Source organism: Arthrobacter sp. Hiyo1, assembly GCF_001263615.2.
Taxonomy (GTDB): domain Bacteria; phylum Actinomycetota; class Actinomycetes; order Actinomycetales; family Micrococcaceae; genus Arthrobacter.
In genome coordinates, this window is record NZ_DF952474.1 from 271,311 (window position 1) to 276,670 (window position 5,360).

Below are 5,360 nucleotides of genomic sequence, written 5' to 3' on the forward strand. Positions count from 1 at the left end.
CCCCGGATTTCCAGCGCGGTGAACGGTACGACGGCGTCCGCCTCACCCGCGCGGTGGCCGACGGCGCGGAGCTGAGCGGGGCGGACTTCATCGAGTGTGAATTCAACGGGGTCTCCTTCAACGAGGCACAACTGCGCGGCGCGACGTTCCGGGACTGCATCCTGAATGAGCCCTACGCGCCGGTATTCACGGCCGCACGCACCTCGTGGCGCGAAGTGGAGATCAGCAACCCGCGGTGGGGTTCAGCGGAGATGTACGAGGGTGCCTGGCATTCGGTAAAGATCGACGGCGGCAAGCTGGACTTCCTGAACTTGCGTGGATCCAAACTCACGGACGTGGTGATCACGGGCTGCATCATCAACGAGCTCGACCTCGGGTCTTGCACCGCGACGCGCATGGTGCTGAAGGATTGCACCATCGGGACGCTGGATGTCTCAGGGGCCAAGCTCAAGGATGTGGACCTGCGGGGCTCGGACTTCCGGATGATCAATGGACTCGGCGGCCTGTCCGGGGTGGTCATTGACGATTACCAGCTCAGCCTCCTGGCACCCTTGTTGGCCGGACACCTGGGTATCCGGGTGGTCTGAGTGACAGTTGACCGCTAGGTGACGGTATGCCGCGCGACGGTTGACCGGCGCGCGGCGCCGTGTAATCTTTATAGAACGAACGGTCGGTAAATTATTCGCCGACCCCGCTCCCTTCGCGAAGGATGTTCTCATGGTCGAGGCTTTTCTTGTTGGCGGTGCCCGCACCCCTGTAGGCCGTTACGGCGGCGCGCTTTCCGCGGTCCGGCCTGATGACCTGGCAGCCCTCGTGGTCCGCGAAGCCGTGGCCCGTGCCGGCGTCGACCCCGACGCCATCGATGAAGTCATCCTGGGCAACGCCAACGGCGCCGGCGAGGAAAACCGCAACGTCGCCCGCATGGCCACCCTTCTGGCGGGACTGCCCCTCCACATCCCCGGCATCACGGTCAACCGCCTGTGCGCCTCCGGAATGAGCGCCATCATCATGGCCAGCCACATGATTAAGGCCGGTGCTGCGGACATCGTGGTGGCGGGCGGCGTCGAATCGATGAGCCGGGCCCCATGGGTACAGGAGAAGCCCACCACAGCCTTCGCCAAACCGGGCCAGATCTTCGACACGTCCATCGGCTGGCGCTTCGCCAATCCCCTCTTCACCAAGGGAGAGCTGTCCCGCGGCGGCAAGATGACGTATTCCATGCCGGAAACTGCCGAGGAAGTCGCCCGCGTGGACGGCATCTCCCGGGAAGACGCCGATGCCTTCGCCGTCCGCTCCCACGAACGCGCGCTTGCTGCCATCGCCGGCGGCCGCTTCAAGGAAGAGATCGTTCCGGTTGCCGTGAAGACCCGCAAGGGCGAAACCGTGGTGGACACGGACGAAGGCCCACGCGAGGGAACCACCATGGAGGTCCTCGCCGGGCTCCGTCCAGTGGTTGCCGGCGGATCCGTTGTCACGGCGGGCAACTCCTCCTCGCTCAACGACGGCGCCTCCGCCATCATCGTTGCGTCCGAGGCCGCCATCGAAAAGTTCGGCCTCACCCCGCGGGCCCGCATCATCGACGGCGGCTCGGCCGGCTGCGAACCGGAAATCATGGGTATCGGCCCGGTTCCGGCTTCCCAGAAAATCCTGGCCCGTTCGGGACTCACGGTCGGCGACCTTGGCGCCGTCGAACTCAATGAAGCCTTCGCGACGCAATCGCTCGCGAGCATGCGGCGCTTGGGCCTGGATCCGGACATCGTGAACCTCGACGGCGGTGCGATCTCGTTGGGGCACCCGCTCGGTTCCAGCGGCTCGCGCATCGCGATCACCTTGCTGGGCCGCATGGAACGCGAGCTGGGCACCGCGGACCGTAAGATCGGCCTCGCGACGATGTGCATCGGCGTCGGGCAGGGCGCCGCCATTCTCCTGGAAGGCATGTAATGGCGTTGAACCCCGAGGAATTCGGAACGTTGCTCATCGAGGAACGCGAGGACCGCGTCACGGTGCTGCTGAACCGACCGGAGGTCCGCAACGCGATCGACCAGCAGATGGTGGACGAACTCCACCAGGTGTGCGAGCACCTTGAGCGAGAGCCCAAAATCCTGATCATTGCCGGCGTCGAAGGCGTCTTTGCGTCGGGTGCGGACATCGGCCAGTTGAGGGAACGTCGCCGTGACGACGCCCTGCGCGGCATCAATTCCACCATTTTCGTGCGGATCGCGAAGCTGCCCATGCCCGTCATCGCGGCCCTGGACGGCTATTGTCTGGGTGGCGGAGCCGAACTCGCCTACGCCGCGGACTTCCGCATCGGCACGCCCAGCCTGCGCATCGGCAACCCGGAAACCGGACTGGGCATCATGGCGGCGGCCGGTGCAACCTGGCGCCTGAAGGAACTCGTGGGGGAGCCGATCGCCAAGGAAATCCTCTTGGCCGGGGCGGTCCTCCGTGCCGAGGAAGCCCTTCGCATCAATCTGATCACCCAGATCCATGAAGCTCCCGTGCTGATGGAAGCGGCCCACAACCTTGCCGACCGGATCGGCCGGCAGGACCCCCTGGCCGTGCGGATCACCAAGTCCGTGTTCCACGCTCCGGCCGAGGCTCACCCCGTGATCGACACGTTGGCCCAAGGCATGCTTTTCGAATCGCAAGCCAAGTTCGACCGCATGCAGGCGTTCCTGGACAAGAAGAGCGCCAAGCAATCCAGCGACAACCCGTCCAGCGACAACCCAGACAGGACCTGAAAATGACAGCAACGCCCGCTATCCCGCATGTTGTCGGTGTCCTCGGCGGTGGCCGCATGGGCGCCGGCATCGCCCACGCCTTCCTGATCAAGGGCGCCACCGTGATCGTCGTCGAACGCGACCACGAATCCGCCGCCGGTGCGCAAGCTCGCGTTGCCGAGGCCGTGGCCAAGTCCGCCGCCCGAGGCACCCTGACGGAATCAGCCGAAGAAGCCCTGTCCCGCTTCAGCACCTCAACCGACTACGACTCCTTCGTGCACTGCGGGCTCGTGGTCGAAGCCGTGCCCGAGGATTACGAACTCAAGGTTGCGTCCCTCAAGGCTGTGGAGGAGCACCTCTCCGCTGACGCCTTCCTGGCCTCCAACACCTCGTCCCTTTCCGTGACCGGCCTCGCTTCGCAACTTCGGAGGCCTGGCAATTTCGTGGGCCTGCACTTCTTCAACCCGGTCCCGGCTTCCACGCTCATCGAAGTGGTCCTGGCCAAGGAGACCTCACCGGAGCTCGCCGCCACGGCGAAAAGCTGGACCGAGGCACTCGGCAAGACCGCCGTCGTCGTCAATGACGCGCCAGGCTTTGCCTCCTCGCGGCTGGGCGTGGCGATCGCACTCGAGGCGATGCGCATGGTGGAGGAAGGCGTGGCCTCCGCGGAGGACATCGATGCGGCCATGGTGCTCGGCTACAAGCACCCCACGGGACCGCTCAAGACCACGGACATCGTGGGCCTGGATGTGCGCCTGGGCATCGCCGAGTACCTGCATTCGACGCTGGGGGAGCGCTTCGCCCCGCCGCAGATCCTGCGCGACAAGGTTGCCCGCGGCGAGCTGGGCCGCAAGACCGGCAAGGGTTTCTTCGACTGGACTGACTAGCGCTTCCGTGTCTCCCAACTGACTCGCATTTGTTGTCGTTTTGAGGCCCCATAACGGCAACAACTGCGAGCTACTTGGGGGGGGGCGAACCGTCACTTGGGTGTCCAGCCTCGGTCCAGGAGCACGGCACGGACTTTCGCGACGGCGGACCGTGCGTCGTTCTCCATGTGCCGTTTGGAGATCCTCACCAAGTGCCAGCCGGCACGGGCGAAATCCTCTTCGCGGGCGATGTCCCGGACTATCTGGGCCGGCTCGGAATGCGGCTCGCCGTCGTATTCGACCGCCACCCGGTGTTCCGGATAGGCCAGGTCCGGTTGACGTACGACGCCGGCGCCTAGCTCGGCGGCCACGTTCAGTTGCGGTTCGGGCAGTCCGGCGTTTTCGAGGGCCAGCCGGAGCCGGGTTTCGGGTGCCGAGTCCGAGCCGATCCGTGCCTGTTCGAGTGCCAAACGGGCCTTGCGGATTCCAGGCGTGCCTTTGTGCCGGTCCAGCATGTCGGCCAGTTGTTCCAATGTTGCGTACGGCTCTGTCCGGCCTTCGAACTCCGGCCGGGGGTTCCGCACTAAATGGTCGGCCACAACCGTCAGTTCATCCACACTCATCTTCTGGGACACATCAAGCCACGTTCGGGTGCGCGTGGTGATCAACAGACCGTCAAGACTGGTGATTTCGTCGTCGAAGAACTGCCCCACATGCCCAACCACCCCGGTTCGTCGAGGAATGGCCATGGTGTCCGGACGCGAAATATGGATGCGCGGATCATCGCTGCCTGGCAGGAACCCCGGGAACGACCACAAACCGAAGGCTGTGGCGTGAGACGCGGCCGAGAACTCGGTCACCGCGGTGAAAGGCCGGATGAAACCGACGTCCGTCGCCTGCCCGGGAACCAATGCGTGGTCCGGAATCCTGATGCCCCGGCTTGGCGAGGGGAGCGATCGGTGCCGCAACCGCCGCCGGCTCACACCGGCGTCGAGCGCTTCTTGAAAGGTGAACGGGGCGCCGGCCAGCAGCGCCGGCAAGGGTTGCGGGGTCCTCATCGCCCTATCGTTGCAAATCCTGGAACGCCATATTTAGTTATCCACAGGCAATTGCCCCGGCAGCCCAACTGACTCGCAGTTGTTGTCGTTTACAGCCGCCAAAACGACAACAAATGCGAGCCAGTTGGGTCAGTTAGGCTGGCTGGGTGACTCACATTGCACCCGTGACCCTGGACGGTCGCTTCGTAACCTTGGAACCCCTTAGCCCCGAGCACCACGACGGCTTGGTGGATGCCGCGAAAGACGGCGAGCTGTGGAAGCTCTGGTATACCTCGGTCCCGACGCCGGAGGGCATGGCCGCGGAGATCGACCGCCGGCTCGGGCTGCAGGAGCAAGGATCCATGCTGCCATTCGCCACCCGATTGAAGGCGAACGGCAAGCTCATCGGCATGACCACCTACATGAACATCGACGCCGCCACTCCGCGTGTCGAGATCGGTTCCACGTGGAACGCCGCCTCGGCACAGGACAGCGGGAGCAACCCGGATTCCAAACTGTTGCTCCTGCGGCATGCTTTCGAAACCCTTGGCTGCCCAGCCGTCGAATTCCGCACGCACTGGCTCAACCACCAGTCCCGGGAGGCCATCGCACGGTTGGGCGCGAAGCAGGACGGCGTCCTCCGGAACCATTCGCGGACTTTGGACGGAGTGCTCCGAGACACGGTGGTGTTCTCCATCCTCGAACACGAGTGGCCCGCGGTGCGCACCGGGCTCGAG

General features: G+C 64.8%; 6 protein-coding genes. 5 read left to right on the plus strand and 1 reads right to left on the minus strand.

Annotated features, from left to right (window positions below; genetic code table 11):
• The 4 genes from AHiyo1_RS18585 to AHiyo1_RS18600 form a co-directional block, all read left to right on the plus strand.
• Positions 1-587, plus strand: a 587-nt coding sequence (locus AHiyo1_RS18585; RefSeq protein ID WP_059389533.1) for a pentapeptide repeat-containing protein, incomplete at its 5' end; no start/stop codon positions are given.
• Positions 588-717: 130 nt separating this feature from the next.
• Complete coding sequence (locus AHiyo1_RS18590) at positions 718-1,941, plus strand: thiolase family protein (RefSeq protein WP_059389534.1); 1,224 nt, start codon at positions 718-720, stop codon at positions 1,939-1,941.
• A complete protein-coding gene (locus AHiyo1_RS18595) occupies positions 1,941-2,741 on the plus strand; it encodes an enoyl-CoA hydratase/isomerase family protein (protein ID WP_059389535.1) in 801 nt (266 codons plus the stop codon). Before AHiyo1_RS18590 ends, AHiyo1_RS18595 begins: the two co-directional genes overlap by 1 nt.
• 2 nt (positions 2,742-2,743) lie before the next feature.
• A complete protein-coding gene (locus AHiyo1_RS18600; RefSeq protein WP_059389536.1) occupies positions 2,744-3,607 on the plus strand; it encodes a 3-hydroxyacyl-CoA dehydrogenase family protein in 864 nt (287 codons plus the stop codon).
• A 92-nt stretch (positions 3,608-3,699) separates the two neighbouring features.
• Here AHiyo1_RS18600 and AHiyo1_RS18605 read toward each other — a convergent pair whose 3' ends face one another.
• Positions 3,700-4,644, minus strand: coding sequence for an endonuclease domain-containing protein (locus AHiyo1_RS18605; protein WP_059389537.1), 945 nt, complete (start codon positions 4,642-4,644; stop codon positions 3,700-3,702).
• 146 nt (positions 4,645-4,790) lie between these two features.
• Here AHiyo1_RS18605 and AHiyo1_RS18610 point away from each other — a divergent pair.
• A partial coding sequence (locus tag AHiyo1_RS18610; protein ID WP_059389538.1) for a GNAT family N-acetyltransferase occupies positions 4,791-5,360 on the plus strand: 570 nt, incomplete at its 3' end.